Annotated in this window: 21 protein-coding genes; 8 read left to right on the top strand and 13 right to left on the bottom strand. The window is 66.3% G+C overall.

Annotated features, from left to right (window positions below; genetic code table 11):
• Window positions 1–178: 178 nt before the first annotated feature.
• The 8 genes from galU to cmk all read right to left on the bottom strand — a co-directional run bounded on the left by galU (window position 179) and on the right by cmk (window position 8,472).
• Window positions 179–1,063 carry a UTP--glucose-1-phosphate uridylyltransferase GalU gene (galU, locus tag AC6CHL_RS00220; RefSeq protein ID WP_081797227.1) on the bottom strand — a complete coding sequence of 295 codons (885 nt, stop codon included), beginning with the start codon at window positions 1,061–1,063 and terminating at the stop codon, window positions 179–181.
• Window positions 1,060–2,967, bottom strand: coding sequence for a polysaccharide biosynthesis protein (locus AC6CHL_RS00215; protein WP_038688798.1), 1,908 nt, complete (start codon window positions 2,965–2,967; stop codon window positions 1,060–1,062). The genes galU and AC6CHL_RS00215 overlap by 4 nt, the downstream gene beginning before the upstream one ends.
• 16 nt (window positions 2,968–2,983) lie before the next feature.
• A complete protein-coding gene (locus AC6CHL_RS00210) occupies window positions 2,984–3,958 on the bottom strand; it encodes an MraY family glycosyltransferase (RefSeq protein ID WP_498292715.1) in 975 nt (324 codons plus the stop codon).
• A 3-nt stretch (window positions 3,959–3,961) separates the two neighbouring features.
• Window positions 3,962–5,140 carry a lipopolysaccharide assembly protein LapB gene (lapB, locus tag AC6CHL_RS00205; protein ID WP_038688802.1) on the bottom strand — a complete coding sequence of 393 codons (1,179 nt, stop codon included), beginning with the start codon at window positions 5,138–5,140 and terminating at the stop codon, window positions 3,962–3,964.
• Between the two features lie 6 nt (window positions 5,141–5,146).
• Entirely contained in the window at window positions 5,147–5,437 is a 291-nt protein-coding gene (locus tag AC6CHL_RS00200) for a LapA family protein (protein WP_038688804.1), read from the bottom strand.
• A gap of 82 nt (window positions 5,438–5,519) precedes the next feature.
• The gene (locus tag AC6CHL_RS00195) at window positions 5,520–5,825 is read right to left on the bottom strand and encodes an integration host factor subunit beta (RefSeq protein ID WP_017355596.1); all 306 of its coding nucleotides are present in this window, start codon (window positions 5,823–5,825) and stop codon (window positions 5,520–5,522) included.
• An 87-nt stretch (window positions 5,826–5,912) separates the two neighbouring features.
• Window positions 5,913–7,598, bottom strand: a complete 1,686-nt coding sequence (rpsA, locus tag AC6CHL_RS00190) for a 30S ribosomal protein S1 (protein ID WP_038688807.1) — start codon at window positions 7,596–7,598, stop codon at window positions 5,913–5,915.
• Window positions 7,599–7,791: 193 nt separating this feature from the next.
• The gene (gene cmk / locus AC6CHL_RS00185) at window positions 7,792–8,472 is read right to left on the bottom strand and encodes a (d)CMP kinase (protein WP_038688809.1); all 681 of its coding nucleotides are present in this window, start codon (window positions 8,470–8,472) and stop codon (window positions 7,792–7,794) included.
• A gap of 194 nt (window positions 8,473–8,666) precedes the next feature.
• Between cmk and ykgO the strand changes: the two genes are divergently transcribed.
• From ykgO to AC6CHL_RS00155, 6 genes are all read left to right on the top strand, one after another.
• Window positions 8,667–8,792 (top strand): type B 50S ribosomal protein L36, encoded by a 126-nt coding sequence (gene ykgO / locus AC6CHL_RS00180; RefSeq protein WP_005409283.1) that lies wholly within the window; start codon window positions 8,667–8,669, stop codon window positions 8,790–8,792.
• Between the two features lie 155 nt (window positions 8,793–8,947).
• The gene (locus AC6CHL_RS00175; protein WP_038688813.1) at window positions 8,948–9,274 is read left to right on the top strand and encodes a hypothetical protein; all 327 of its coding nucleotides are present in this window, start codon (window positions 8,948–8,950) and stop codon (window positions 9,272–9,274) included.
• A gap of 49 nt (window positions 9,275–9,323) precedes the next feature.
• Window positions 9,324–10,361, top strand: a complete 1,038-nt coding sequence (locus AC6CHL_RS00170; RefSeq protein ID WP_498292707.1) for an agmatine deiminase family protein — start codon at window positions 9,324–9,326, stop codon at window positions 10,359–10,361.
• A 583-nt stretch (window positions 10,362–10,944) separates the two neighbouring features.
• Window positions 10,945–11,832 carry a carbon-nitrogen hydrolase gene (locus AC6CHL_RS00165; RefSeq protein ID WP_498292705.1) on the top strand — a complete coding sequence of 296 codons (888 nt, stop codon included), beginning with the start codon at window positions 10,945–10,947 and terminating at the stop codon, window positions 11,830–11,832.
• An 18-nt stretch (window positions 11,833–11,850) separates the two neighbouring features.
• The gene (locus AC6CHL_RS00160) at window positions 11,851–12,381 is read left to right on the top strand and encodes a GNAT family N-acetyltransferase (protein WP_498292704.1); all 531 of its coding nucleotides are present in this window, start codon (window positions 11,851–11,853) and stop codon (window positions 12,379–12,381) included.
• Window positions 12,374–13,609 (top strand): TraB/GumN family protein, encoded by a 1,236-nt coding sequence (locus tag AC6CHL_RS00155; protein ID WP_038688820.1) that lies wholly within the window; start codon window positions 12,374–12,376, stop codon window positions 13,607–13,609. Before AC6CHL_RS00160 ends, AC6CHL_RS00155 begins: the two co-directional genes overlap by 8 nt.
• A gap of 560 nt (window positions 13,610–14,169) precedes the next feature.
• Here AC6CHL_RS00155 and AC6CHL_RS00150 read toward each other — a convergent pair.
• Genes AC6CHL_RS00150 through AC6CHL_RS00140 form a run of 3 tightly spaced genes read right to left on the bottom strand, consistent with a single transcriptional unit; the run spans window position 14,170 to window position 21,907 of the window.
• Window positions 14,170–17,259, bottom strand: coding sequence for an efflux RND transporter permease subunit (locus AC6CHL_RS00150; RefSeq protein ID WP_038688822.1), 3,090 nt, complete (start codon window positions 17,257–17,259; stop codon window positions 14,170–14,172).
• A complete protein-coding gene (locus AC6CHL_RS00145; protein ID WP_498292702.1) occupies window positions 17,256–20,762 on the bottom strand; it encodes an efflux RND transporter permease subunit in 3,507 nt (1,168 codons plus the stop codon). The genes AC6CHL_RS00150 and AC6CHL_RS00145 overlap by 4 nt, the downstream gene beginning before the upstream one ends.
• Window positions 20,759–21,907 (bottom strand): efflux RND transporter periplasmic adaptor subunit, encoded by a 1,149-nt coding sequence (locus AC6CHL_RS00140; RefSeq protein WP_447593164.1) that lies wholly within the window; start codon window positions 21,905–21,907, stop codon window positions 20,759–20,761. The genes AC6CHL_RS00145 and AC6CHL_RS00140 overlap by 4 nt, the downstream gene beginning before the upstream one ends.
• Before the next feature lie 205 nt (window positions 21,908–22,112).
• On the opposite strand from AC6CHL_RS00140, the gene AC6CHL_RS00135 reads away from it, so the two are divergent.
• Window positions 22,113–22,523: a c-type cytochrome gene (locus AC6CHL_RS00135; RefSeq protein ID WP_038692290.1), complete on the top strand. Its 411-nt coding sequence runs from the start codon at window positions 22,113–22,115 to the stop codon at window positions 22,521–22,523.
• Between the two features lie 9 nt (window positions 22,524–22,532).
• Window positions 22,533–22,994, top strand: a complete 462-nt coding sequence (locus AC6CHL_RS00130) for a c-type cytochrome (protein WP_038688828.1) — start codon at window positions 22,533–22,535, stop codon at window positions 22,992–22,994.
• A gap of 198 nt (window positions 22,995–23,192) precedes the next feature.
• On the opposite strand, the gene AC6CHL_RS00125 is transcribed toward AC6CHL_RS00130, so the two are convergent.
• Window positions 23,193–25,079, bottom strand: a complete 1,887-nt coding sequence (locus tag AC6CHL_RS00125) for an ATP-binding cassette domain-containing protein (RefSeq protein WP_463600794.1) — start codon at window positions 25,077–25,079, stop codon at window positions 23,193–23,195.
• Window positions 25,080–25,115: 36 nt separating this feature from the next.
• A complete protein-coding gene (locus AC6CHL_RS00120; protein ID WP_498292700.1) occupies window positions 25,116–26,018 on the bottom strand; it encodes a LysR family transcriptional regulator in 903 nt (300 codons plus the stop codon).
• Between the last annotated feature and the right edge of the window lie 172 nt (window positions 26,019–26,190).

Genomic DNA, 26,190 nt, shown 5'->3' with positions numbered 1-26,190 from the left:
CCTGCCCTGCTGGACGGCATCGACGGTTGGTTGATGCGGGAACACCAACGAAATGCAAAAAGGGCAGCCGCGAGGCTGCCCTTTTTTTGCTGGCGCGTGTACCGACCAACGGTCGGTACCTACCGGGGGCCGCGTGCCGACCGACGGTCGGTACTTACCCGGGTGATCGCGACCGCGATCAACCCTCGGCCAGCGCCTTCTTCATGATCTCGCGCGCCGGGCCGGCCAGCTTGTCGTTGTTCAACGCAAAGCGGATGGTGGCTTCGACCAGACCCAGGTGCGTGCCGCAATCGAAGCGCGTTCCTTCGAAACGGTACGCATCCACGGGCTCGCTCTTGAGCAGCTCGGCGATGGCGTCGGTGAGCTGGATTTCACCGCCGGCACCAGTGCCGGTGGCTTCCAGCAGCTCGAAGATCTTCGGGCTCAGCACATACCGGCCGACCACGGCCAGGTCGCTGGGCGCGTCTTCCGGCTTGGGCTTCTCGACGATCGCGCTGATATGGCCCTGGCGGCCATCGAACGCGTCGGTGGCAACGATGCCGTAGCTGCCGGTCTTTTCATGCGGCACGTCTTCCACCGCGATGATGCTTGCACCGCTGGCCTGGTTCGCATCGGCCATCTGCTTGAGCGCACCATCGCCACGGTTCCAGATCAGGTCGTCGGGCAGCAGCACCGCGAACGGTTCGTCACCGACGATCGCCTTGGCACACAGCACCGCGTGGCCCAGGCCCAGCGCTTCGGCCTGGGTGACGAAGATCGCACGCACGCCGTTGGGCAATACGTGGCGCACCAGCTCCAGCTGTTCCAGCTTGCCGGCACGCTCGAGCTTCTGCTCCAGCTCGTAGGCCTTGTCGAAGTAATCGGCCACCGCATGCTTGTAGCGGTTGGTGATGAAGATCAAGGTGTCACAGCCGGCTTCGATCGCCTCGTCGACGGCGTACTGGATCAGCGGCCGATCGATGATCGGGAGCATCTCCTTGGGCACCGTCTTGGTCGCGGGGAGGAACCGGGTACCGAGTCCTGCCACGGGGAAAACCGCCTTGCGAATACGCTTGTTCGTCACAGCCTGTTGGCCTCTCGTGCCGGGAAAGGAAGTACTTTAGCCGACGCGACGTGATCGTCTTGTTGCAGGGGCGAGAACTCCGGCATGGTGGCGAACAGGATGCTGTTGATGGCGTCGGTGTCGTAGGTGGCGATGGCGTCGCGCAGGCGCGGTATGTTGCCCAGCACCTGATCGCGCGCGAACGTGCGCACGCCAGCCTCGAGAATCTTGGGATGCGCGGTCGGCCGGTAGTCCTCGTCGGAATAGAACAAGGTCTCGTGCAGCTTTTCGCCCGGGCGCAGCCCGGTGTAGATGATGGCGATGTCCTTGTACGGCTGCTTGCCCGCCAGACGGATCATCTGCTCGGCCAGCACCCGGATCGGCACCGGCTCGCCCATGTCCAGCGTGTAGATCGCGCCATGCGATGCCGACGCGGCCGCCTGCAGGATCAGCTGGCACGCCTCGGGAATGGTCATGAAGTAACGGGTGACTTCCGGGTCGGTCACGGTGACCGGCCCGCCCTTCATGATCTGGTCGCGGAACAGCGGCACCACGCTGCCGGCCGAGGCCAGCACGTTGCCGAAGCGCACCGTGACAAACCGCGTGTGGCTGGTTTTCTGGTCCAGGCTCTGGCAGATCATCTCCGCGTAGCGCTTGCTGGCGCCCAACGCGTTGACCGGATCGACCGCCTTGTCGGTGGAGATGAACACGAAATGCTCGATGCGCGCTTCCACGCAGGCACGCGCCACCGTTTCGGTCGACAGGATGTTGTTGCGCACGGCTTCGCGAAGCTGGCGCTCCAGCACCGGCACCTGCTTGTAGGCCGCCGCATGGAATACCGCATCCACGCTTGCCAGCGACAGCGCATGCCGGATCACCGACGGATCGCCGCAGTCGCCCAGCACGGCCTGTACATCCAGGTCCGGGAAGCTGCGCGTCAGCTCGGCCTCGATCGTGAGCAGCAACAGCTCGCTCATCTCAAGCAGGATGATCCGGCCGGCACCGTGGCGCGCGCACTGGCGGCACAGCTCCGAACCGATCGAGCCGCCTGCCCCGGTCACCAGCACCGTGCGCCCGCCCAGCCAGCCGCGGATCAGCGACCAGTCCGGCAGGATCGGCTTGCGCCCGAGCAGGTCCTCGATCGCGACCTCTTTCAGTTCACCGGGCAGCGAATGCCCGAGCAGCACATCGTTGAGCTTGGGCACCATGCGGAAAGGCACGCCGGTGGCTTCGCACAAGGCGACCACCCGCTGCATGCCGACCGCATCCAACGACGGAATGGCGATCACCAGCAGCTTGGCTGCGGTCTCGCGCACCACCGACGGGGCATCGTCGAGCGTGCCCAGGATGGGCAGGCCCTGCAGCTTGGCGCCCTGCAGGTGCGGCGCATCGTCGAGCAGGCCCACCGGGTGGAAGTCGCCCGAGCGGCGCAGGTCACGGACCAGGGCTTCAGCCGCCTGGCCGGCACCCAGGATCAGTACGCGGCGGGCGCTGGCATCCGATTGCAGCGCCTGATAGTCCTTCCACGCGCGGTACAGCAGGCGCGGCGCGCCGAGCAGGGCCGACAGCGCGAACGGATAGATCACCAGCACCGACATCGGCACGCCGGCGAAGCGCTTGTAGGCCAGTGCCACGACAATGGCCAACAGGCCGATGAAGCTGGCCTTGAAGATGTTGAGCAGGTCGGCCACGCTGGCAAAGCGCCACAGGCCGCGGTACAGGCCCACCCGCCAGAACACCACGGCCTGGATCGCCAGCACCAGTGAGGTGTCGATGTTCCAGAGTGGGAGGGAGGGGGCGTCGGCCAGCATCGAATAGCGGCCGGCATGCAACAGCTGCCAGCATGCCCAGACCATGAAGAGGTCGTGGGCCACGATCGCGGCGCGCGGGAGCAAACTGGTAAGACGGTCCTGCCAAGGCGTCATAAAACAAACAATCCTTCTAGTTGCGCATTCCATTGCGCAGGAGTAGCCACAAGCCGGTCGCGAACATCATCCACGCACCCGCTACGGCAGCCTCCCACCTCGGCTGCAGATCACTGCAAGCATTAAACACTGTAATACTGAACAGGCCAAAAACAAAATACAACCCGGTCACCAAGGTGTGACTTGCACCCCTTTTGACCGCGCGCTGGTAAAGGTGTTGGGTGTGGGCTTCCATCCACCGTTGCCCGGACAGCATGCGCGAAAGCAGTGTGAAGCCTGCGTCCACGAGGAAGGCCGAAAGGGGCACCAGTAACAGCAGCCAGTTGATCTCGGTGACCACGCTGGCCAGGCACACCAGGGCCGCGATCGCATAGCCCAGCGCGCCGCTGCCGACGTCCCCCATGAAGATGCGTGCCCGCGGGAAATTGAAGGGCAGGAAGCCCAGGCAGGCCAACGCCAGCACCACGCCGGCCAGCGCGAACGGGAGCGGCATCACCATCGCGAAGGCCAGCCCGGCCAGAATCGCCTGGGTAGTGGCGAGGCCGTTGATGCCATCCATGAAGTTCCAGATGTTGATCAGCGAGGTGGTGAACAGGACCGCCAGCACGGCGTGCACCAGGCTGCCACTGGCCTGCCAGACCAGGCCGCCGAGCAGCGCGGCCGCCACCATGTGCACCAGCAGCCGGCGGATGGCCGGCAGCGGGCGGTGGTCGTCCCACCAGCCAATGCCGGCCACCAGCGCCAGCCCCAGGCTGAACACCCCCAGCGTGATGCGCGCGGCCGGCCACGCCACGGCGGCCGCGACGGCAGCCAGCAGCAGGGTCAGCACGATGGCGATCCCGCCCCCGCGCGGGGTCGCCACGCCATGGCTGCGGCGTTCGCCGGGCTGGTCCATCAGGTTGCGGCGCAGCGCGTAGTGGCGCGCGCCCCAGGTGAGCGCCGCCGCGATCGCCAGCACCGCTGGCAGACCGATCATCCAGGCCACGGGCATGGCTTAGAGCACCGCGTAATTCAGCAGCGGCTTGACCGTTCCCCACTCCTTGCAGCTGGGGCATTGCCAATGGTGGGTACGGGCGCCGAAGCCGCAGCGGGTGCAGCGGTAAGCCGGGTTGCGCACCAGCAGCTGGTCGGTGATGTGCTTGAGGTCGTGCAGGGTGGCCGTGGAGTCGGCACCTTCGGCCAGGGTCAGGTCGATCAATGCCGACTCGCCGCGCACCGAGGGGCGATCCTTGAGCTGGCGGCCAAGGTAGGCACGCGCCGGGGCCACGCCCTCCTGCTCTTCCATCAACTGGGTCAACGCCAGCACCGGGGCGATGCCCCGATAGTGCTCGGTCATCTCCGACAGGAACGCACGTGCACCGCCGAGGTCGCCGACCTTGCGGTAGTTCTGCATGAGCGGCTGCAGCACTTCGGGCAGGTACTCGGGATCATTGCGTGCGGCACGCTCGAACGCGCGCACGGCCGCTTCGGCATTGCCGGCATCGGTTTCCAGACGCCCTTCAATGATGCCGGCGCGGACCGACATGGCATCGGCCTGGTAGGCGCGCGCGATGGCCGCCCTCGCCTCTTCGATCTTCCCGGCGCCCCGGAACCGCTCGGCCAGCTCGCATTCGAACTGCCCGATCAGCTTGCCCATCGGCTCGCCGGTGACCTCTTCGAAGCGACTGGCGTTGTCGATCGCCTTTTCCCAGTCGCGCTCGGCCTGGTAGATGCCGATCAGGTGCTTGAGCGCCTGCGGCGCCCGCTGGTCGAGCTGGGCCAGTTCGGTGAACACGGTTTCGGCGCGGTCCAGCAGGCCGGACTTCATGTAGTCCTCGCCCAGCGCCAGCAGCGCCTGGACGCGCTGTGCATCGGTCAGGTCGGCACGGTTGACCAGGCCCTGGTGCAGGCGGATGGCGCGGTCCACTTCACCGCGGCGGCGGAACAGATGGCCCAGGGCGACCTGGGTCTCAAAGGTTTCCTTGTCCAGCTCGGCGATATGCAGGAACAGCTCGATGGCCTTGTCCGGCTGCTCGTTGAGCAGGTAGTTCAAGCCACGGAAATAGGTGCTGGACAGGCGGCTGACCTGGTTGTCGCCATGGCGCTGACCGCCGCGACGCCCGATCACCCAGCCGGACAACGCGGCCAGCGGAAGGAACAGGAAGAACCAGAACCACTCGGAGACAAATTCCATCGGGGCTCAGCGTCCGTCGAAAGTAGAAGAAGGGGTGGAAGCAGGTGCCACGACCACGGTCGGGCTTGCCTTCTGCGCTTTGCGCAGCTTGGCGTACAGCGGGATCACCAGGCTGGCCAGCACGATGCCGCCGCCGATGAGCGCACCGGTCAACAGGGCGACAATGATCGCCAGGCCGGTGGTGGTGGTGATCTGGGTAAAGCCCAGACTCAGGACCATCTTGTCCGAGTTGAGCGCACCGATGATGAGCCCGGCGACGAGAACCGCCAGCAGGATAAGGAGACGTACGACTTTCATGGAGCAGCTCCAGTTCCGGGGGATTCAAGAGTAGCGGAATATAGAGCAGCGGGACAAAAGATCAGCGGACCGATAGTCCGTGCTACGCGGGGTCGCTTTCCAGCGGCACCACGGCGCTGACGCGCTCGCGCAGTTCTTTGCCTGGTTTGAAGTGCGGGACATGCTTGCCCGGCAACGCGACCGATTCCCCGGTCTTGGGGTTGCGCCCCAGCCTGGGTGGCCGGTAGTGCAACGAAAAACTGCCGAACCCGCGGATCTCGATGCGATCCCCGCCAGCCAGCGCCCCACCCATCATTTCCAGCAACGACTTCACTGCCAGATCGACATCGTCCGACTTCAAATGCGCCTGTCGGCGCGCCAGGATTTCGATCAGCTCGGATTTGGTCATTACGGGCTCTTCGGGGGGAACTCAGACCCTGAAACGGCCCGGACTGATGTCCGGGCCGTCCAGGAAACTACGACAGCGTGAGGCCGATTACTCGGACTTGTTGCTGTTCAGCTGTGCACGCAGCAGCGCGCCGAGCTGGGTGGTGCCGCTGGAAGCCGAAGAGGACTGGTATTCCTCCAGCACTTCGCGCATTTCCGCGTCGTCCTTGGCCTTGATCGACAGCTGCAGGGTACGACCCTTGCGATCCATGCCGACGAACTTGGCTTCCACCTTGTCGCCGACCTTCAGGAACTGGGTCGCGTCGTCGACGCGCTCGTTGGCAACGTCGCGTGCAGCCACGTAGCCTTCGATGCCGTCAGCCAGTTCGATGGTTGCGCCCTTGGCGTCCACTTCCTTGACCACGCCTTCGACCTTGGAACCCTTCGGATTGGCAGCCATGTACTGGCCGAACGGATCCTGCTCCAGCTGCTTGACGCCCAGGCTGATGCGCTCGCGCTCCGGATCGACGGCCAGGACGACGGCGTCCAGGTTGTCGCCCTTCTTGTAGTTGCGGACCACGTCTTCGCCAGTGGTGTTCCAGCTGATGTCGGACAGGTGCACCAGGCCATCGATACCGCCGTCCAGGCCGATGAAGATGCCGAAGTCGGTGATCGACTTGATCTGGCCCGACACCTTGTCGCCCTTCTTGTGGATGGCAGCGAAGGTTTCCCACGGATTGGCGGCAACCTGCTTCATGCCCAGCGAGATGCGGCGACGCTCCTCGTCGACGTCCAGGACCATGACTTCAACTTCGTCACCGACCTGCACAACCTTGGACGGGTTGACGTTCTTGTTGGTCCAATCCATTTCGGAGACGTGCACCAGACCTTCGACGCCCGGCTCGATCTCGACGAATGCGCCGTAATCGGTGACGTTGGAGACCTTGCCGAACACGCGGCTGTTGGCCGGGTAACGACGGGCGATGTTGTCCCACGGATCTTCACCCAGCTGCTTCAGACCCAGCGAAACGCGGTTGCGCTCGCGGTCGAACTTCAGCACGCGGACGTCCAGCTCGTCGCCGACGTTCACGACTTCGGACGGATGGCGCACGCGCTTCCATGCCATGTCGGTGATGTGCAGCAGGCCGTCGATACCGCCCAGGTCCACGAATGCGCCGTAATCGGTCAGGTTCTTGACGACACCCTTCAGGATCGCGCCTTCCTGCAGCTTGTCCATCAGCTGCTCGCGCTCTTCCGAGTGCTCGCTTTCGACGACAGCGCGGCGCGAGACCACGACGTTGTTACGCTTGCGGTCCAGCTTGATGAGCTTGAATTCCAGCTCCTTGCCTTCCAGGTAGGCCGGATCGCGCACGGGGCGCACATCGACCAGGGAACCCGGCAGGAACGCGCGGACATCCTTGATGTCCACGGTGAAACCACCCTTGACCTTGCCGCTGATGCGACCGGTGATGGTTTCGTTCTTTTCCAACGCTTCTTCCAGCTCGTCCCACACCATCGCGCGCTTGGCCTTCTCGCGCGACAGGACGGTTTCACCGAAGCCGTTCTCGATGGAATCGAGGGCGACCTTGACGACGTCGCCTTCAGCAACGTCGATCTCGCCAGCGTCGTTACGGAACTGTTCGATCGGCACGATGCCTTCGGACTTCAGGCCGGCGTTGATCACCACGACATCGCCGCGGACTTCAACAACGACACCGCTGACGATCGAGCCCGGCTTCAGCTTGGCCAGATTGGCCTGACTGGCTTCGAACAGCTCTGCAAATGATTCGGTCATTAGATTTACTCTGTTGGACACATGGGCATTGGCCCCCGAAGGGAACCGCTTACTGCCCGCCTGTTGGTCGACCCCGGTACGGCGAGTCGTGTGTTAAGTAGGAAAACCGCCACGCACTATTGCGGGACGGAGCTTTTGTTGCCTTGCGATGTGCGACACCGCCGATGGGCTGGCGGTTCTCCTGTACAACGGATCAGGCACCCGAAACCGGAAGCAGATCCAACACGTTGGCAACGACTGCGTCGATGCCGATGCCACTGGTGTCGATGATGACGGCATCGTCTGCCGGCTTCAGGGGCGCCACTGTGCGCTGTGCATCACGGGCGTCGCGGGCCATGATCTCGCGCAGGAGGTCTTCAAAGTTAACAGAAACCCCCTTGTCTTTCAACTGCTTATGCCGGCGCCCGGCACGCTCCTCGGCGCTGGCGGTCAGAAAGACCTTGAATGGGGCATCGGGGAAGATCACCGTGCCCATGTCGCGGCCATCGGCAACCAGACCGGGGAGAACCCTGAATGCGCGCTGGCGCTCTTTCAGGGCCGCCCGCACCTCCGGGATGGCCGCAATGGCCGAGGCCAGCGCGCCGGTGGTCTCCAGGCGCAGCTCATCGGTGGCATCGGTATCGTTGACCACCACCCGCAGCCCGCCATCGGCCGCTTCGACGAACCGCACATGGGTGTCGAAGGTGCAGCGCACCAGCGCGGAAGCGTCGGAGGTATCGATATCGGCCCAGCTGGCGGCCACGCCCACGGCGCGGTACAGGGCGCCAGAATCCAGGTAATGCCAGCCCAGGCGGCGTGCGACAATGCGGCTGACAGTCCCCTTGCCGGCCCCGGACGGGCCGTCGATGGTGAGCACGGGAGGAAGCTGGTTCATGGGTTTCCCTGTGGAATGGACCGCCCATTCTAGCCCCCGCCCGGGGCCGCCTGAGACCTTTTTCGTGCAACCACTTGAAAGGATGGAAAAAAGACCGGTACAATTGCGGGCTTGAACGGGCGTCACCTGCCGATTGTCATCTGCATATCGCGGCCGCGCTCCAACCGAATCCAACGTTTACGCCGAGGTATGCAATGAAAGTCCTGTCTTCCCTGAAGTCGGCCAAGGCCCGTCACCGCGACTGCAAGGTCGTCCGTCGCCGCGGCAAGATCTTCGTGATCTGCAAGTCGAACCCGCGTTTCAAGGCTCGCCAGCGCTGAGCCTGAAGGCGTCACGGCCCACGGCCGCGACCAACCTGAATAAAAAGCCGCCTCCGGGCGGTTTTTTATTGCCGTTTTTGTTGTAATCGCCGGGTGGGTCACGACCGTCGGTCGTGGCCCCTTCCGTATTCTTGACCACTGGGGAGTAGATCGAGATGAAGCGTTACCTGACCACCCTGCCGTTGCTGGCCCTGCTGGCCTGCGCCAGCGCCCATGCCGACACGCTGCTGATCGACCGCAGCCAGGAAAAGCCCGCCACCGCCCTGCCCGTGCGCGGCCAGAGCATGCAGCAGGTGCAGTCGCAGTTCGGCGACCCGGGCGAGCGCCTGGAGCCGCGCGGCGGACAGAAGCGCCAGTGGCCGACCATCAACCGCTGGGTGTACCCGCAGTTCACCGTCTACTTCGAGAAGCAGAAGGTGATCGACGTGGTGGCCAACAAGGCCGACGCCAACGAGGTCGGCCCGAAGCCGCCGATCCGCTGATTCTTTCCTTTCTCCCGCCCGCCACACGGCGGGCCATCGCACCGAGACCATGAACGACACGCTCCGCTTTCCGGCCGAATGGGAAACCCAGTCCGCCATCCTGATCGCCTGGCCCCACGCCGACACCGACTGGGCCGACCGCCTGGGTGACGTCGAGGACACCTACATCGCCCTGGTGGCGGCCATCACGCGCTTCCAGCCGGTGCTGATCATCGTTGCCGACGATGATCTGGAGGCCTACGCCGATGCGCGCCTGCGCTCCAACCGGATCGACGTGGACCGGGTCCGGTTCGTCACCGCGCAGTACGACGACACGTGGCTGCGCGATTCGGGCCCGATCACGCTCAAGCGCGCCGACGGCGGCTTCCGGCTGCTCGATTTCCGCTTCACTGGCTGGGGCGGCAAGTTCGACGCGAGCCTGGACGACCAGCTGGTCGGCGTACTGCACGCTGCGGGCGTGTTCGCGCCGAACGCGGAGGTGCAGAGCATTCCGTTCGCGCTGGAAGGCGGCGGTATCGAAACCGACGGTGCGGGCACGCTGCTGACCACCTGGCAGTGCCTGCACGAACGCCATCCGGACCGCGAGCGTGCCGCGCTCAGCACCGACCTGGCGGGCTGGCTGCAGCAGGATCGTGTGTTGTGGCTGGACCACGGTTATCTCGAAGGCGACGACACCGACGCGCACATCGACACGCTGGCACGCTTCGCCTCGGTGGACAGCATCGTCTACCAGGCCTGCGATGACAGCAGCGATTCGCACTTCGCCGAACTGCAGGCGATGGGTAACGAGCTGGCCGCGCTGCGGACCGCCGACGGTGCGCCGTACCGCCTGTTCCCGCTGCCGTGGGCACAGCCGGTGATCGACGACGGCCGCCGGCTGGCGGCGTCCTACGCCAATTACCTGATCCTCAACGGCGCGGTGCTGATGCCGGCCTACGGGGATGTCGCCGACGAGGCCGCCCGCGCCGTGCTGGCGCAGGCCTACCCGGACCGCGAGATCGTCCCGGTGCCGTGCCGCTCGCTGATCTGGCAGAACGGCAGCCTGCACTGCATCACCATGCAGTTGCCGGAAGGGTTGCTGGCGTAACGCCACACCGCAGATCGACACACTGGCGCCGGGCTTTGTCCCGGCGCTTTTCGTTTTCGGCAACGCACGGGTGTCTGCGCGCTCGCGGGACTGGCAGGTCGGGGCGAGCTTGCGGGGGACGCCGTGAACCCATCCTTGGGGGCTTGGTCGCCGCATCCATGCGGCTCACACCCCCGCAAGCCCGCCCCGACCCGCCTTCGACAGTGATCAGGTGGCCACGGAAAAAGACAGTGCGCATGACGGCGATTGCTCTCCCGTGGCCTCCTGCACACCGTCTGGGGCCGGCGGGGATGGGGGTGCGGGACCGTAGAAAACATGGATGTTTTCTACGAGCCCCCATGGATGGGTTCACGGCGTGTCCCGTACCCCCATCCCTGCCGGCCCAGCTCGGGCATTCCCAAGCCACGGCTGTCGGTTTGACGTGGTGGTGAGGCAGCCGGGCAGAGCCCGGCTCTACGGATACGGTCCAGCCGGGCAGAGCCCGGCTCTACGAGCAGGTGCCCGCCGCGCATTTAGCGCCCAGCACGCTGCGTGCACCCATCCGCGATAAACTGGGTTTTTCCCCCTGCAGGACCGCACCCGGATGAGCTCACGCCACACCCTTTCCGTCGCCCTGATCCAGGAGCGCAACCACGGTGACGCCGCCGCCAATCTGGCCGTGATCGAAACGCGCGTGGCGGAAGCGGCCGCCCAGGGTGCCAAGCTGATCCTGCTGCAGGAACTGCACAACGGCGCGTACTTCTGCCAGCACGAGTCGGTGGACGAATTCGACCTCGCCGAGCCGATCCCCGGCCCCAGCACCAAACGCCTTGGCGCACTGGCCAAAAAGCACGGCGTGGTCATCGTCGGCTCCCTGTTCGAACGCCGTGCCGCCGGCCTGTATCACAACACCGCCGTCGTCTTCGAAAAGGACGGCACGCTGCTGGGCAAGTATCGCAAGATGCACATCCCGGACGATCCGGGCTTCTACGAAAAGTTCTACTTCACCCCAGGCGACATCGGCTTCAAGCCGATCGACACCTCCGTCGGCCGCCTCGGCGTGCTCGTCTGCTGGGACCAGTGGTACCCCGAAGCCGCCCGCCTCATGGCGCTGGCCGGCGCCGAACTGCTGCTCTACCCCACCGCCATCGGCTGGGACCCGGACGACCAGCAGGACGAACAGGGCCGCCAGCGCGATGCCTGGGTGCTCAGCCACCGCGGCCATGCCGTGGCCAACGGCGTGCCGGTACTGAGCTGCAACCGCGTGGGCCATGAAGCCTCGCCGCTGGGTGCCTCGGGCATCCAGTTCTGGGGCAACAGCCACGTCCTCGGCCCGCAGGGCGAGTTCATCGCCGAAGCCGGTGGCGAGCCCACCGTGCTCCTGTGCGAGGTGGACCTGCAGCGCAGCGAGCACGTGCGCCGCATCTGGCCGTTCCTGCGTGATCGCCGCATCGATGCATACGGCGACCTGCTCAAGCGCTACATCGACTGACCCCAGGACCCCCACCCCGTGACCGTGCTGCTGCGCGACGCCCGCGATACCGACATCGATGCCATCACCGCGATCTACGCGGTGGAGGTCACCGACCTGGTCAACACCTACGAGTACGACGTGCCCGACGCAGCGGAAATGCGGCGGCGCATGCACGACATCGTGGGCCGCGGCTTTCCCTACATCGTGGCCGAGGTCGATGGCCAAGTGGCCGGGTATGCCTACGCCAACACCTACCGCGGGCGCATCGCCTACCAGTGGACCGTGGAAAACTCGGTCTACGTGGATGCCGCCTTCCAGGGCCGTGGCGTCGGCACCGCGCTGATGCAGGGCCTGATCGACGCCTGCGTCGCACGCGGTTACCGGCAGATGGTGGCGGTGATCGGTGAGCCGACCAACACCGCCTCGATCAAACTGCACGAGCGCTTCGGTTTCCACACCGTGGGCATTTTCCGCGGCCTCGGCCGCAAGCATGGCCGCTGGCTGGACACCGTCCAGATGCAGCGCGCGCTCGGCGATGGTGCCGACAGCGCCCCTTCGAATGAATGATGCAATGACTGAACCCCAACTCGATGACACCGGCGACACCCTGTTCGCCGGCCAGCCCGTCCGCGTGGTCGAACGCGACGGCGTGCGCTACACCCTGCTCGGCACCGCGCACGTGTCCCAGGCCAGCGTGGAAGCGGTGGAACGGGCGATCGGCAGTGGCCGCTTCGACGCCGTCGCCGTGGAACTGGACGCCCAACGCCTGCAGGCACTGACCAACCCCGATGCACTGGCCAAGCTGGATCTGGTCGAGGTCATCCGCAAGGGCCGCGTGGCGCTGTTCGCCGCCAACCTGGCGCTGGCCGCCTACCAGCGTCGGCTGGCCGAGCAGCTCGGCATCGAGCCGGGCGCCGAACTGAAGCGTGCGGTGACCCTGGCCAACGAACACAACCTGCCGGTGCACCTGATCGACCGCGAAGTGGGCCTGACCTTCAAGCGCGCCTCGCAGCGGCTGGGGTTCTTCGGCCGGATCAAGCTGGTGATGGGCCTGGGCGCCGGCCTGTTCGCGTCCGACGAGGTTGGCGAAGACGAGATCGAAAAGCTCAAGCAGGGCGACATGCTGGAAGCCAGCTTCGGCGAGTTCGCCAGCGAAAGCCCCGCGCTGTATGAAACCATCATCGGCGAGCGCGACCGCTACATGGCCACGCGCCTGCGCGAAGTGCACGACCCGGCCCAGCGCGAGGTGCTGGCGGTGGTCGGCGCCGGGCATCTGGCCGGCCTGGCCAAGTACCTGGAAACCGATACCGACGCCCCCGGCCCGCTGCGCGAGTCGCTGGAAGCGGTGCCGAAGAAGCGCAACATTCCCTGGATCACGCTGACCATCCTGGCGGTGGTGCTGGCCGGGATCGCACTGGGCTTCTACCGGGGCGGCCTGGGCATGGGCGGCGAGCTGCTGCTGACCTGGGCGATGTACACCGGCGGCCTGGCGGGCCTGGGCTGCCTGCTGGCGGGCAGCCATCCGCTGAGCATCCTGACCGCGATCGTGGTGGCGCCGTTCAAGCCGTTCCGTTTGAGCATTCCAACCGGCGCGTTCGCTGCGCTGGTGGAAACGCGCCTGCGCAAGCCGGCGTATGAGGATTTCCTCAAGCTGCGCGACGACGCGCAGAGCGTGAAGGGCTGGTACCGCAACCGGGTAACCCGGGTGGTGTTGACCTTCATGCTGACCAACCTGGGCAGCATGTTGGGGTTGTGGCTGACCGGGCTGCAGGTGTGGGGCAAGGTGGCGGGGTAAGCGCTGCGCGCCGGCACAAGCAAGAGGCCACGCACTGCGTGGCCTTTTTTGTTGTCGGACGGGGTGTTGGGTGTCGACCGTGGATCGGCTGTGGTTCGTTCGTGTACCGGGCAACGGCCGGCATCTACGCATTCCGTGGAGCCGGCCAGCGGCCGGCACTACCGGATCCGGGCAACGGCCGGTACCTACGCATCGTGGGCGAACGCGGATGCCCGGATACATCGGTAGAGCCGACCGTTGGTCGGCTGCGGTTCGTTCGTGTACCGGGCAACGGCCGGTATCTACGCATTCCGTGGAGCCGGCCAGCGGCCGGCACTACCGGATCCGGGCAACGGCCGGTGCCTACGCATCGTGGGCGAACGCGGATGCCCGGATACATCGGTAGAGCCGACCGTTGGTCGGCTGCCGTTCGATCGTGTACCGGGCAACGGCCGGTATCTACGCATTCCGTGGAGCCGGGCAACGGCCGGTGCCTACACATTCCGTGGCGCTGACCAACGGCCGGTGCCTACACATTCCGTGGAGCCGACCAACGGTCGGCTCTACCGGATTCTGTGGCGCTACGCGGCCGTTGCTGCTTCGCCCTTGGCCGGCAGGCCGCGGGCGCGGCGGATGATGCGGGAGACCGCGCTGCTCATGTCGTCGAGCATGGCGTAGATGGTCGGCAGGAACAGCAGGCTGACCACGGTGGAGAACGCCAGGCCGCCGGCGATGGCGCGGGCCATCGGGTAGTACGGCGGGCCGTCGCCGAGCAGCTGGGTGTCGGTCAGCGAGATCGGCACCATCGCCAGGATGGCCGTGCCCATGGTCATCATGATCGGGCGCAGGCGCTCGCGTGAGCCTTCCACCAGCGCCTGGGTGCGGCCCATGCCACGCCGGCGCAGGTTGTTGATGTGCTCGATCATCACGATCCCGTTGTTCACCACCACGCCCATCAGCACCAGGATGCCGATGAAGGACATGATCCCGAACGAGGTGCCGGTGATCCAGAACAGCCAGAACACCCCGAAGATCGAGAACAACACCCCGCTCATGATAGCCGCGGGGAACAGCAGCGATTCGAACACTGCGGCCATCACCACATAGATCATCACCAGCGCGATGATCAGGTTGAACAGCATCTGCTGCATGGCCTCGTTGTCGTTGCCGTAATCGCCGCCATCGAAGGTGAAGGTGTAGCCGGCCGGGAAGCTCATCGGCGTGAGGGTTTCCTCCATCGCCTTGCGTGCTTCAGGCGCGGTGACCTTCTCGGCCAGGTTGGCCTTGATGGTTAGCGTGGTCTGGCGGTTGGTACGGCCCACCTGGGTGGCCGAGGGCTTGATCGAGACATCGACCAGACTCAGCAGCGGCACCGAGCGACCGTCGCCGGTGCGCACGGTGAAGCTGGCCAGGTCTTCCGGGCTGCTCTGCTCGGCCCCGGCGAAACGCACCCATACCGGCACCTCGCTGTCACCGCGGCGGAACTCGCGCAGCGGTGCGCCACGCAGCGCCAGGCCGACGAAACTGGCCACCTGCTCGGCATTGAAGCCAAACGCGGCCGCGCGTTCGCGGTCGACGTGGATGGACAGCTCGCTGCCCTTCTCGCCATTGTCGATGCGCACGTCGCGCAGTTCCTTGCGCCGCGCCAGCAGCGGCACCACGTCTTCGCCGATCTCCTGCAGCATCTTGGTCGAGTCGCCCACCAACTGCACCTGCACCGACTGGTTGCCACCGCCACCGCCACCATCGCCGCCCTGGTTGCCGACGATGTAATCGGTGCGCGCCGATCGCGGCAAGCCCTTGCGCAGCGCCTCCTGCACGGCGGGCAGGTTGTCGGCATGCTTCTCATCGAAGGTCACGGTGGTGCTGCTGCCTTCCTGCTCGCTGTACCAGGAATAGACCTGGGTGATGTGCAGCTTCTCGCGATTCTCGTCCAGATAGCGCTCGACCCGCGCGACCTCCTCGGACATCTGGCTGTAGGTGTAGGCCCCCTTCCAGTTGTAGCCGATGAAGATGTCCTTGCCGCCCTCGCCACCGAACATGTCGATCTTGGTCAGCTTCATCGGCACCAGGCTGACCAGCACCACCATGAGGATGCCGAACACGCTCCAGCCGCGGTGTTCCAGCGTCCACTGCAGCACCTTGGCGTAGCGGCGCTGCAGGCGGGCGATCACGCCGGTTTCCGAATGCACCAGTTTGGGCGTCTGCATGCGTGCGGACAGCATCGGGATCAGGCTGACCGCGACCAGCCATGAGGCCAGCAGCGACACCGAGATGGTGATCGCGATCTGCGCCATGAAGATGCTGATGTTGTTGGTTTCGCCGAACAGGTTGGGCACGAACACGATGCAGTGGCACAAGGTGCCGGCGCTCAGCGCGATGGCCACGTTGCGGGTGCCGATGATCGAGGCCAGCCGCGGCTGGTCGGGCATGCGCTCACGTTCCTGGTAGATGCTCTCCACCACCACCACGGCGTTGTCCACCAGCATGCCCACCGCCAGCAGCAGGCCCATCATGGTCAGAATATTGAGGGTGACCCCGGCGAAGTACATGAAGCCCAGCGTGATCACGAAACAGATCGGTATCGCCAGCGTCACCATCAGCGTAGACGGCCAATGGCGCAGGAAGAAGAACAGCACCGTCACCGACAGCAGCAGGCCCACCGCGCCGGCTTCGGCCAGTTCCAGCAGCGAGGAGGTCACGGTCTTGCCCTGGTTGTCGATGACCTTGATCTGCACGTCGCGCATCGACGGCTGGGTGCGGATGGCCTCCACTTCCGCCAATGCGGCGCGCGAGACCTCCACCAGGTTGGCGCTGCGTTCCTTGTAGATGTCCAGGCCCACCGCCGGGTTGCCGTCCAGGCGACGGCCGTAGTTCATGCGGGTGGGCTTGAGCCGGATCTCGGCGATGTCGCCCAGGCGCAGGCCCTTGGTGTCGATCACCAGGTCGCGCAGCTCCTGCAGGTCGGTGATTTCACCCACCGGCTGGATGCGCACACGCTGGCCGTTATCGTCGATCTGCCCGGCCGAGATGGAGAAGTTCAGCGTGCGCAGGCGGTCGCTGAGCTCGTTGATGCTGAGGTTGTGCGCGGTGAGCCGGTCGGGGCTGATCGCGATTTCCACTTCGTTCGGCGGTGCACCGGAGATGTTGACCCGGGCCACGCCGGGGATGCGTTCGATGCGCCGCTTGAACTCGCGGTCGAGCATGTCGTACGCGCCGGTCAGGTCGGTACTGCTGGCCAGCCGCACCTTCAGTACCGGTTCGTCGCTGCTGGACCACTTGAACACGTTGTAGCGTTGCAGGTCGTCGGGCAGGTCGCTGCGGATCGCATCGATGCGCTCACGTGCATCCGAGGCAGCGATGGCGATGTCACGGTCCCAGTCGGTGAACTCGATGAAGATGCTGGCGCCTTCGGCGGTGGCCGAGGAGCGCATGCGCTTGATCCCGGTCATGGTGGCCAGCGCTTCTTCGGTGGGGCGGATGATGTTGCGCTCCACCTCCTCCGGGGTGGAGCCGGTATAGGGCACCTGCACGAACAAGAACGGCGCGGAGATGTCCGGCAGCGCTTCCAGCGGCAGCCGGAACGAGGCGATCAGTCCCACCACCACCAGCGACACGAAACACATGATGGTGGTGATGGGGCGGCGGATGGAGAACTCGGCGATGCTCATGCCGGCTCCTGCGCGGCGCCACCGACGGGCTCGGCGTGGCCGGCATGCTTGCGGCCGCGCTCGCGGTAGTAGGCATCACCGCGGCGGTCGAGCAGGTCGTATACCACCGGGATCACCACCAGGGTGAGCAGCGTGGACACCAGCAGGCCACCGATCACGGTGATCGCCATCGGCGCGCGCACTTCGGCACCCTCGCCCATCGCCACCGCCAGCGGCAGGAAGCCGAACAGCGTGCACAGGGTGGTCATGATGATCGGACGCAGGCGCGAGCGGGCGCCTTCCACCAATGCGTCCTGCTTGGGTACCCCGGCTTCGCGCAGCTGGTTGACCTTGTCGATCAGGATGATCGCGTTCTTGGTCACCAACCCCACCAGAAGGATCAAGCCGATGAACACCACCACCGAGATCGGCTTGCCGGTGAGCATCAGGGCCAGGATCGCCCCGACCAGCGCCAGCGGAATGGTGAACAGGATGACGAACGGGTGCAGCAGCGACTCGAACTGCGAGGCCATCACCAGGTACACCAGGAAGATCGCCAGGCCGAAGGCGAAGATCAGCGAGCGTGCCGATTCGGCCAGCTCCTCGCCCTGCCCGCCGATGTGCATGCCCACGCCGGCCCCCAGCGGCTGCTTGGCCACCATGTCGTGCACCTCGCGCACCGCGCCGCCCAGGTCGATGTCGCGCAGGTTGGCCGAGACCACCGCCACGCGGGTCTGGTCGGCGCGATGGATCTCGCTGGGGCCGTTGGTGGCGACCACTTCGGCCACCGCGTCCAGCGTGACCGGACGACTGCTGCCCGGGTTGACGATCAACCGGCGGATGCTCTCCACGCTGGCGCGGTCGCCTTCCTGTGCACGCACCAGCACGTCGATCTTACGGTCGCGGAAGCTGTAGCGGGTGGCGACGTCGCCGCGCACTTTCTTCACCACCACATCGGCGATCTGGCGGGTGGTCAGGCCCAGCGCACCGGCGCGTTCCTGGTCGAAGCGGATCTGGATTTCCGGGAAGCCCTCTTCCACCGTGGATTTGACGTCGGCGTAGTGCGGGTTGTTGCGCAGCATCGCAGCCAGTGCCTGGCCCGCGCGCTCCAGCGTGGCCATGTCCTGGCCGCGCAGCTCCACTTCCAGCGGGGTGGAGAAGCTGAACAAGGCCGGTCGTGCGAAATCGACCTGCACACCCGGGTGCTGCTGCATCGAATCGCGCAGGCGCTCGGTGATGGCCGCTTCCGTGCGCGCATCGCCGCCACCGGCCATCACCACGGTGAGCTTGCCGATGTTCTCACCGCTTTCGGTCGGGCTGGCATCCAGCCGCGTGCCGCTGCCGCTGACGCCATACAGCGACGCGATCTGGTCGTCCTTGGCATGGGCCAGCTGCAGTTCGCGGACCAGCGCATCGGTCTGCTTGAGCGGCGTGCCGGCCGGCAGCTTGGCGGTCATTTCAAAGCGGTCCTGGGCCAGCTGCGGGATCAGGTCGGCGCCCAGCATCGGCACCAGCGCCATGGTGGCTACAAAGGCCAGCGCGGCAAAGCCCAGGACCTTGCCCGGATGATGCAGCGCGCCCGGCAGCAGCTTGAGATAGCCGCGTTCGGCGCCCGCATAGGGCTTCATCGCCACGTCGCTGGCCTTGCGCATCACCGGCCCGACAACGGCCACCACGCCGCGCCACACGCGGATGATTGCCCAGGCCACGCCGAAGCAGGCCCAGCGGACCAGCGCACCGACGCCGCGGCGGCCACTGGCCACCGGCTTGAGCCAGCGCTTCTCGGGCTGCCATGCTGCGTGTGCCGGCTCGTCCGGGAACGCCAGCGGCGGGCGGCCCTTGAGCGAGCTCAGCATCGGAATCAGGGTCATCGACACCAGCAGCGAGATCGCAATGGCGATTGCCACGGTCAGCGCCTGGTCGCGGAACAGCTGCCCGGCGATGCCATCGACGAACACCAGCGGCAGAAACACCGCGATGGTGGTCAGGGTCGAGGCGACCACCGCCATGCTCACTTCGCGGGTACCGGCAATGGCCGCCTGCAGGATGCCCAGGCCACGCTCACGCGCCTTGGCGATGCTCTCCAGCACCACGATCGAGTCGTCCACCACCAGGCCGGTGGCCAACGCCAAGCCGCCCAGCGACATCACGTTGAGGCTCAGGCCCATCTGGCCCATGAAGAAGAACGTGGTGATGATCGAGACCGGCAGCGACAGGCTGATCACGAACGTGCTCCAGCCATCGCGCAGGAACAGGAAGATGATCAGGATGGCCAGCAGGCCGCCGATCACCGCGTCCTTTTTGACGTCACTGATGGCGTGTTCGATGAAGCGCGACTGGTCTTCGATGGTGGTCAGCTGGGCGTCGCCCGGAATCTGCGCCTTGATCTGCTCCAGCTTCGCGCGCAGCGCCTCGGCGGTGGCCACGGTGTTGGCGTCGCCTTCCTTGTAGATTGCCAGTTCAACCGCTTCCTTGCCGCCCAGGCGGATGATCGCCTCGCGTTCCTTGTAGCCCTGGCGCACGCTGGCAACGTCCTTCAGCCGCACCGGCACGCCATTGGCGATGGTCGAGGAACTGCTGCTGGACGCGCTCTGCGCAGCCGAGGCGGCGGCAACGGCCGCATCCGAGCCGGTCGAGGCGGCAATGGCGAACATCTGCTGCATGGCCGCGTCGGCGGCGCTGCCGTTGCTGCCCTGGGTGGTCACCAGCAGGTTGCGGATGTCCTCCAGGTCGGCGAACTGGTTGACGGTACGCACCAAGAAGCGCTGCGAGCCTTCCTCCAGGCGACCGCCGGAGATATTGATGTTCTCTTCCTTGAGCCGCTTGATCACGTTGTCGATCGGCAGGTTGAGCTGGGCCAGCTTCTGCTGGTCGATGTCGACCTGGATCTCGTCTTCCAGGCCGCCGCCCACCTTGACCGCGGCCACGCCGGCCACCGGTTCGAGCTTCTTCTTCAGGTCTTCGTCGGCATAGCGCCGCAGCTCGGTGAGCTGGCGGACCGCGTCGGCATCGGTGGCGGCGTCGGCCTTGGCCGAGATCACCAGGCGCATGATCGGTTCGGTGGACGGATTGAAGCGCAGCAGCACCGGAGCCTTGGCCTCCAGCGGCAGGTTCAGCGCTTCCATCTTGTCGCGCACTTCCAGGCTGGCCTGGTCCATGTTGGTGCCCCAGGCGAACTCGAGCACGACGTCGCTCTGCCCGGTACGCGAGACCGACTTGAGCTTGCGCAGGTTCTTGACCACGCCCACGGCCTCTTCGACCGGTTCGCTGATCAGGGTTTCAATTTCGGTGGGGGCCGCGCCGGTGTATTCGGTGCGTACGGTCAGGGTGGGATAGCTCAGGTCGGGCAGCAGGTTGACCTTGAGGTTGCCCAGCGCGATGACGCCGAACAGCATCAGCGTCACCGTGCACATGGCGATGGTGACGCGGCGACGGGTGGCAAATTCCACCAGCCCCCCGCCCTGTGCACCCGGGCGGTCGCCGTGGTGCGGATCGTTGCCGTGGTCGTTGCCGGCCGAGGTCATTGACGGCTCTCCGCCTTTTTCGCCGGTTGCGCCGATGCGGTGGCGGTGGCCGGCTTGTCGCCGATCACCTGCACCGCCGTGCCATCACGCAGCGCCACCTTGCCAGCGGTCACCACCTGGTCGCCTTCGGCCAGGCCCTCGCGGATTTCCACCCACGGGCCTTCGGCGTAGCCCAGCTTCACCGGCACCCGTGCCACCTTGCCCGCGCGCACCCGGAACACCGCCGGCTCGCCATCGTCGAGCAGCGCCAGGCGCGGCACCACCAGTGCATCGGCGCGCTGGTCGTAGTCGATGCGGATGCGGCCGAACATGCCCGGTTGCAGGCCCTGTGCGTCTTCGCCGAAGCCACTGACCACGCGGAAGGTGCCGCTGCCGGCATCGACCACCGGCGAGATGCGGTCGACCACGCCGGGGAACGACTTGCCCGGCAGCGCATCGGCCACCAGCGTCACCGGCTGGCCGGCGCGCAGCGTGGCCAGTTCGCGTTCGGGCACATTGAGGGTGGCCTCCAGGCGCGAGTTGTCGATGATGCGGAAGATCGGCGTGTTGATCTGCACGAAGTTGCCGGTCTTGATCGAGCGCGAGGCGATCACGCCGGAGATCGGTGCAACCACCGTGGTGTAGGACAGTTCCAGCGTGGCCAGGCGGTACTGCGCCCGGGCGTTCTCCACGTCGTACTTGATCTGGTCCACATCGGCGGCGCTGACCATCTGCTGGCCGATCAGCTTCTGCGCACGCTGGTAGTTGTTCTCCAGCTTGCGCATCACCGCTTCGCTCTGCGCCACGGCCAGCCGCGCACGGTCCGGGTCCAGGCGCACCAGCGGCTGCCCGGCACGCACGGCCTGGCCCTCTTCGACCAGGACCGCCAAGGCAACGCCGGATGTCTTGGCCACCACCTGCGATTCGGCGCGCGCTTCCAGCGCGGCGGTGCCGGTGTAGCTGGCAGCGACGGCGCGACGGCTGGCGGCGACCGCCTCGACCGGTACGGCGTCGACGGCTTTTTCAGCCTTGGGGTCTTTTTCGGCGGCTTGCGCATCGGTGGCGCCGGCGCCAGCGCCGCAGCCGCTGAGCAGCAGCGAGGTGGTGATCAGCAGTGCAGCGGCGCAGGTTCCGGTGCGGCCGTGCAGGAAAGAATTTCGCGACATCGTCGTGTCCCTGAGGGATGCGTGGGCAGGTGTGGTAGCAAAGTAATGCACCACGTCACGATCACACCATATCCCAAAGGTCATGGTGACCTGCGGCAACGCCCTTACCGACCCCGGTTTCAGCTAGATGAAAACGCAGGCTATACTCGGGCCAGTTCCGTACCCCACGCCGGAACGACCAGACCCGTACACCGGAAAGGACATCATGCGCCCGCAGCCGCTCGCCGCTTGTCTTCTGGCCGTCCTCCTGCCCCTCGGGGCCGCCGCACAGGCCGCAACTGCTCCAGCAGTACCCGCCGCACCTGCCGCACCCGTACCCGCCCCTGCCGCCACCCCGCCCGCCCCCGCCGCTCCGGCTGGGCTGACGGGCAGTTTCGACAATGGTCGGGTCCTGGCCTACACCTGCCAGGGGTGCCACGGCATCACCGGCTACAAGAACGCCTACCCCAGCTACAGGGTGCCCAAGATTGGTGGGCAGACCCAGCAGTACCTCAGCCAGGCGCTGAGCGAGTACCGCCAGGGCAAGCGCAAGCATCCGACGATGCAGGCGCAGTCCATGAGTTTCAGCGAACAGGAGATCGCCGATCTCGCTGTTTACCTGTCCACCGTCAAGTAAGCACCGCCCATGACGAAAGCCGCGCCCTTCAAGCGTTATGCCATCGCCCTGTCCGTTGCCCTGCTGCTGGCTGCGTGTTCGCAGTCGCAGGTGGAAAACAGCGCAGATTCCGCCGCCGACCCGGGCCACGCCAGTGGCGAGCACGGGTCCGGCTCATCGGCCGGTCTACCCACCGGACGCATCGCCGCCGGCGAGGCCCGTGCCCAGGTCAAGGGCAAGGCCACCGGCCAGAGCTGCATCGACTGCCACGGCGCCGACGGCAACAAGCCGATCGACCCGACCTACCCGAAGTTGGGTGGGCAGTACGGTGACTACCTGGCCCACGCACTGCAGGCGTACCGCGCCGGCGACCGCCAGCACGCGTTGATGACCCCGCAGGCGACCGACCTGAGCGACCAGGACATCGCCGACCTGGCCGCCTACTTCGGCTCGCGCCCCACGCAACTGCGGGACCTGCACGGGTTGAAATGACCACGGTAGAGCCGACCGTTGGTCGGCTGCCCTTCGTCCGGCGCCATGAACGCCTGACCGGTAGAGCCGACCGTTGGTCGGCTGCCTCCGTCCAGGCCATGAACCCCACCGGGTAGAGCCGACCGTTGGTCGGCTGCCCTTCGTCCGGCGCCATGAACACCCGACCCAAGCCGGGCAGAGCCCGGCTCTACGGGCGCGTCACGCGTCCAGTTCTTCCCAGCGCGCGTACGCCGCATCCAGCTCGGCCTGCACCTTGGCAAGCTTCGCATTGTGCGCCGCCATGTCCGCCGCGCTGCGCTGGTAGAACGCCGGGTCGTTCATCGCGGCGGTGAGGCCTTCGACGTCCTTCTCCAGGGTTTCAATCTTCAGCGGCAACTGTTCCAGTTCGCGCGCGTCCTTGTAGCTCAGCTTGCGCTTGGCAGCGGCCGGCTCGGCCGGTGCTGCCGCTACCGGAGCGGACGACTTGCCCGCCACCACCGGTGCCGCGGCAGCCGCCGCCGCCACGCGCGCGGCATGCTGCTGCCAGTCGCTGTAGCCGCCCACGTACTCGCCCACCACGCCGTCGCCTTCCATCACCATCGTGGAGGTCACCACGTTGTCGAGGAAATCACGGTCATGGCTGACCAGCAACAAGGTGCCCGCGTAATCGCTGAGCAGCTCTTCGAGCAGCTCCAGGGTTTCCACGTCCAGGTCGTTGGTCGGTTCGTCCATCACCAGCAGGTTGGACGGCTGCGCGAAGAGCTTGGCCAACAGCAGGCGGTTGCGCTCGCCACCGGACAGGCGGGTGATCGGCGCGCGGGCGCGCTCGGGCGAGAACAGGAAGTCCTGCAGGTAGGCATGCACATGCTTGCGCTTGCCGTTGAACTCGATGAAATCGCGGCCTTCGGCCACGTTCTCGATCGCGGTCCAGTCTTCGCGCAGCACCGCACGGTACTGGTCGAAGTAGGCGATCTGCAGGTTGGTGCCGGCGCGCACTTCACCGCTCTGCGGCTGTAGGTCGCCCAGCAGCAGCTTCAGCAGCGTGGTCTTGCCGCTGCCGTTGGGCCCGATCAGGCCAATCCGGTCGCCGCGCAGGATGACGGTTTCAAAATCCTTGACCATCACGCGTTCGCCAAAGGCGAAGGAGATGTCCTTGACGTCGATGACCTTCTTGCCGGAGTTCTCCGCCTGCGCCGCTTCCATGCGCACGTTGCCGCCGAGTTCGCGGCGCTGCGAGCGATCATTGCGCATCGCCTTGAGGCGGCGCACGCGGCCCTCGTCGCGGGTGCGGCGGGCCTTGATGCCCTGGCGGATCCAGATTTCTTCCTGCGCCAGCAGCTTGTCGAAGCGCGCATTTTCCTGCGCCTGCGCATTGAGGCGTTCTTCGCGGCGGCGCTCGTAGTTGGCCCAGTCGCCCGGCCAGCTGGTGACCTGGCCCCGGTCGATTTCGACGATGCGGGTGGCCAGTGCACGCAGGAAGCGACGGTCATGGGTGACGAACACCACGCTGCCGTTCCAGTTCTTGAGGAACATTTCCAGCCAGTCGATGGCTTCGATGTCCAGGTGGTTGGTCGGTTCGTCGAGCAGCAGCAGGTCCGGCGAGGACACCAGCGCGCGGCCGAGCAGCACGCGGCGCTTCATGCCGCCGGACAGGCGCGCGAATTCGGCTTCGCCGTCCAGGTCAAGCTTGGTCAGGGTTTCGCTGACGCGCTGGTCCAGACCCCAGCCGTTGGCAGCGTCGATCTTGGCCTGCACGGCCGACAAGGCATCGCCGTCGAACTCGTCGGCCATGCTCAGGTGATGGAACTCGGCCAGCCACTGGCCCAGCTCGCCCAGGCCGTCGGCCACCACGTCGAACACGCTGCCGGCGGCACCGTGTGGGACTTCCTGTTCCAGGCGGGTGATGCGCACCCCCTGCTGCACGCGGACTTCTCCGTCGTCGGGCTTGTGGTCGCCGGACAGCAGCTTGAGCAGGGTCGATTTGCCGGCGCCATTGCGGCCGATCAGGGCGATACGCTCGCCCGGTTCGATCGACAGTTCGGCTTTTTCCAGCAACAGGGGGCCGCCGACGCTGAAGTCGACGTTTTGCAGAGTAATCAGAGGCATCCGACCATTGTACGGTGTGGCGGTGTGCGGCGTCGCTCAACCGGACGCAAAAGCGTCCGCGGCCAGCCCCAGCAGGGCGCGCAGCGGCGGCGGTACGTGCTTGCCGGGGTGGTGGACCACCCACAACTGGCGCGACAGCGGCGGCAACGGGGTGTCCAGGATGCGCAGGCTGCCCAGCGCCACCAGATCGGCCACCGCGTGCCGCGACAGGCAGGCCACGCCCAGCCCGGCGGCGGCGGCCTGTTTGATGGCCTCGGTGCTGCCCAGCTGCATGGCGCGGGCGAAGTGGTGCAGGTGCGGCAGCAACGCCTGCTCCACTGCCTCGCGGGTCCCCGAGCCGGGTTCGCGCAGCAACCAGCGCGCGGCAGACAGGTCGGAAAGGTCGGGGCGGGCGCTCAGCGGGGACGCGGCGGCGGCCACGATCACCAGCGCATCCTGCTGCCAGGGCAGTACGTTCAGCCCGCTCTCGTGGCACGGGCCTTCGATGAGGCCCAGGTCGACCTCCAGCCGCTGCACCGCCGCGACCACCTCGGCGCTGTTGCCGATACGCAGGTCCACGTCCACGTGCGGCTGGTCGGCCAGCAGGGCGGCGACCCGGGCGGGCAGCAGGTAGTTGCCGATCGTGGTGCTGGCCCCGATCCGCAGCTGCAGCGGTACCCCGGTGGCCGATGCCGGCCGCCCTGCCCCGGCCATCGCCTCCAGGTCCGCGGACGCGGCCAGCAGCCCGCGCGCCGGGTCCAGCAGGGCCCGGCCCTGCGCATTGAGGACCAGGCGGCGGCCGATGCGGTCGAACAGCAGCGACGGCAACTGCGCCTCCAGTTCGTTGAGCGCCGCACTGGTGGCCGACTGCGACAACGCCAGCTGCGCGCCGGCGGCGGCGGTGGTGCCCGCGTCGGCCACGGCCACAAATACCTGCCATTGGCGAAGACTGATGCGCATGCGCGCATTAACCCATAAAACCGGTTGAAATCACATAAATAATGCGTTTTACAGGTTCATTGGCCAAGCGCAGGCTGGAGGCTCCCTACAAGGAGCCGCTTCGTGAACGCGTCCAGCCCCCGCCCTGCCCTGTTCCTGCCCGCCCTCGCCCAACGCTGGCGCGGGCGCCTGC

Source organism: Stenotrophomonas sp. GQ19 (assembly GCF_059758695.1).
This window is presented reverse-complemented; position numbering and strand designations above follow the sequence as displayed.

Bases quoted from the DNA above. Each gene is read 5' to 3' on its own strand.
- AC6CHL_RS00175 (WP_038688813.1), top strand. From the start codon at position 8,948: ATGAAGCGTTACCTGACCACCCTGCCGTTGCTGGCCCTGCTGGCCTGC.
- rpsA (WP_038688807.1), bottom strand. From the start codon at position 7,598: ATGACCGAATCATTTGCAGAGCTGTTCGAAGCCAGTCAGGCCAATCTG.
- AC6CHL_RS00130 (WP_038688828.1), top strand. From the start codon at position 22,533: ATGACGAAAGCCGCGCCCTTCAAGCGTTATGCCATCGCCCTGTCCGTT.
- AC6CHL_RS00170 (WP_498292707.1), top strand. From the start codon at position 9,324: ATGAACGACACGCTCCGCTTTCCGGCCGAATGGGAAACCCAGTCCGCC.
- lapB (WP_038688802.1), bottom strand. From the start codon at position 5,140: ATGGAATTTGTCTCCGAGTGGTTCTGGTTCTTCCTGTTCCTTCCGCTG.
- AC6CHL_RS00200 (WP_038688804.1), bottom strand. From the start codon at position 5,437: ATGAAAGTCGTACGTCTCCTTATCCTGCTGGCGGTTCTCGTCGCCGGG.
- AC6CHL_RS00150 (WP_038688822.1), bottom strand. From the start codon at position 17,259: ATGAGCATCGCCGAGTTCTCCATCCGCCGCCCCATCACCACCATCATG.
- AC6CHL_RS00125 (WP_463600794.1), bottom strand. From the start codon at position 25,079: ATGCCTCTGATTACTCTGCAAAACGTCGACTTCAGCGTCGGCGGCCCC.
- AC6CHL_RS00140 (WP_447593164.1), bottom strand. From the start codon at position 21,907: ATGTCGCGAAATTCTTTCCTGCACGGCCGCACCGGAACCTGCGCCGCT.
- AC6CHL_RS00215 (WP_038688798.1), bottom strand. From the start codon at position 2,967: ATGACGCCTTGGCAGGACCGTCTTACCAGTTTGCTCCCGCGCGCCGCG.
- AC6CHL_RS00210 (WP_498292715.1), bottom strand. From the start codon at position 3,958: ATGCCCGTGGCCTGGATGATCGGTCTGCCAGCGGTGCTGGCGATCGCG.
- AC6CHL_RS00195 (WP_017355596.1), bottom strand. From the start codon at position 5,825: ATGACCAAATCCGAGCTGATCGAAATCCTGGCGCGCCGACAGGCGCAT.
- AC6CHL_RS00120 (WP_498292700.1), bottom strand. From the start codon at position 26,018: ATGCGCATCAGTCTTCGCCAATGGCAGGTATTTGTGGCCGTGGCCGAC.
- AC6CHL_RS00165 (WP_498292705.1), top strand. From the start codon at position 10,945: ATGAGCTCACGCCACACCCTTTCCGTCGCCCTGATCCAGGAGCGCAAC.
- AC6CHL_RS00145 (WP_498292702.1), bottom strand. From the start codon at position 20,762: ATGACCTCGGCCGGCAACGACCACGGCAACGATCCGCACCACGGCGAC.
- AC6CHL_RS00155 (WP_038688820.1), top strand. From the start codon at position 12,374: ATGAATGATGCAATGACTGAACCCCAACTCGATGACACCGGCGACACC.
- ykgO (WP_005409283.1), top strand. From the start codon at position 8,667: ATGAAAGTCCTGTCTTCCCTGAAGTCGGCCAAGGCCCGTCACCGCGAC.
- AC6CHL_RS00135 (WP_038692290.1), top strand. From the start codon at position 22,113: ATGCGCCCGCAGCCGCTCGCCGCTTGTCTTCTGGCCGTCCTCCTGCCC.
- cmk (WP_038688809.1), bottom strand. From the start codon at position 8,472: ATGAACCAGCTTCCTCCCGTGCTCACCATCGACGGCCCGTCCGGGGCC.